Annotated in this window: 2 protein-coding genes; both read right to left on the bottom strand. The window is 78.4% G+C overall.

What is annotated here, in order from left to right; all coding sequences use genetic code 11:
* On the bottom strand, nt 1-456 hold a 456-nt coding region (locus tag ACOJTC_RS27160; protein ID WP_420119013.1), incomplete at its 3' end, for a cytidylyltransferase domain-containing protein.
* Nucleotides 457-578: 122 nt separating this feature from the next.
* Nucleotides 579-1,941: class I SAM-dependent methyltransferase (locus tag ACOJTC_RS27155; RefSeq protein WP_420119012.1), on the bottom strand; the 1,363-nt coding region annotated here is incomplete at its 5' end.

Here is a 1,941-nt window from a genome sequence, read left to right as displayed (position 1 = left end):
GGCGAGCCGGTCCAGGGTGCGCAGCGCGTCCGCCCGGATGATCTCCACGTCCAACCCCCGGGGCAGGGTACGGGCGATCGAGGTGCTGGCGTAGTCGAGCACGGGGACGGCCCGGTAGACCGACGCCACCAGGGTGACGATCTCCGGGTCCAGCAGCGGGCAGTCGGCGGTGAACCGCATGACGGCGTCGCCGGGGTGGGCGTCGAGCGCGCCGACGAACCGGCTCAGCACGTCGTCCACCGGCCCGCGGTGCACGGGCACGTCGAGCCGCGCGCACTCGGCGACCACCGCGTCGTCGACGGGGTCGACGCTGGTGGCGACCACCAGGTCGGCGAGGACCCCGCTGTCCCGGGCGGCCCGGACCACCCGGCCGAGCACGCTGCGCCCGGCCAGCGGGCGCAGCACCTTGCCGGGTAGCCGCGACGAACCCATCCGGGCCTGCACGATCCCGACGATCCGCGGGTCGGAGCCGACCTGTGCGACCGCGTCGGGTCCGACGGGGTCGGTGTGGCCGGCCCGGCCCGCCGCCGGGGTGCCGACGCCGCCGGGCCGGCATGACGGCGGGGTGGCCGGGGCGGTCACTGCTGCTCCTCCTGCGGCTTGGGGCCGAGCGCCTCGCGGGCCCGCCGCTTGGCCGCCCGGGCACCCCGCTTGGCCAGCCGGGCCGGGGTGATGGCCAGCCGGCCCACCCGGTAGCTGAGCGAGCCACTGAGCAGGTTGATCGTGGCGTCGGCGCGACGTAGCGCCCGCTCCCGCGAGGTGAGCAGCTCCTCGGTCCACTTCAGCAGGGCGGCGAGCCGGGTCAGCTCCTCCCGCTGGCGTACCCATGCCTCGCGCATCTGCTGGTAGCTGCGCGGCCCGGCGGGCGGGTCGGTGGGGGTGACCGCCCGCAGTTCGGTGGCGAGCGTCCCCCGCCGGTCGGCGTCGAGGCCGCGCAGGGCGGCGGCGACCGCCGCCTCGGTCTCCACGGCCGCGTCGACGGTGGCCCGGTCCAGGTCGTGCCCGGCGACGCCGCCGAGGACCACGGTCAACCCGGCGACGTCCAGGGTGGACGGCCACGGGTGGGCGTAGCCGCCGGTGAGCAGGGTGACCGCGAACCGCCACAGCCCCCGGGCCAGCGTCACCTCGAGGGTCAGCGGCTCGCTGGCCTGCCAGCTCGGGTCGAGCACCGCGAAGGTGTCCCCGTCGACGACCACGGTGTCCGGGTCGGCGAGCGCGACCGCCCCGGTGAGCCGGCCGTCCGGGTCGGCCTGCCCGGCCAGCCACCCCGCGTAGCCGCCCAGCAGCCGGCGCAGGGCGTCCAGGTCGCGGCGCAGGCAGCCGTCGAGCAGCACGGTGCGCAGCAGCCGTCCCGGCGGCACCGGGCCGGTGAGCGCGTTCGGGTCCCGGTGGGCGGCTTCCCGGCTGGCGAAGGGCGCCGGTCGGGTCCGGTCGACCCCGCCGCCGGTGACCGCCCAGTGCCAGCCGTCCGTCCGGTCGGTCACCTCGACCACCCCCACCCCGGGCGGCCCGGTCTGCACCAGCAGCACCGGCAGCGCCGGGGCGACGGGCGCGGCGGGGCCGGCGCGGCGGGCCAGCGTCAGCCAGCCGGGGGCCAGCGCCGCAGCGAGCCCGGCGTGCAGTGCGTCGACCGCCAGCCGGGCCGGGTCCTGGAGCACCGGGCCGGCGGCGAACCCACCGGCGCAGGCACCGTGCAGCACCGCGTCGAGCAGCCCCGAGGTGGGCCGCTGCTCCAGCGCGTCGGTGGCGACCAGGGCCGTCGGGGCACCCGGACCGGGGTACGCGGCGTAGCCGGCGTCGGTGGTCAGTCCCACCTCGGCGAGCCGGGCGCTTAGCTGCTCCCGGTTGACCGGGCGGCCGGCGTCGAGCACCCCGCCGATGCTCCACGCCGCGTCGCCCCGGTCGGCGTACCAGGGGGTGGGGGCGACCAGCCGGGACACC

Origin of the sequence: Micromonospora sp., from assembly GCF_048594385.1 — a bacterium.
In the GTDB taxonomy this organism is placed as follows: Bacteria; Actinomycetota; Actinomycetes; order Mycobacteriales; family Micromonosporaceae; genus Micromonospora; species Micromonospora wenchangensis.
This window is presented reverse-complemented; position numbering and strand designations above follow the sequence as displayed.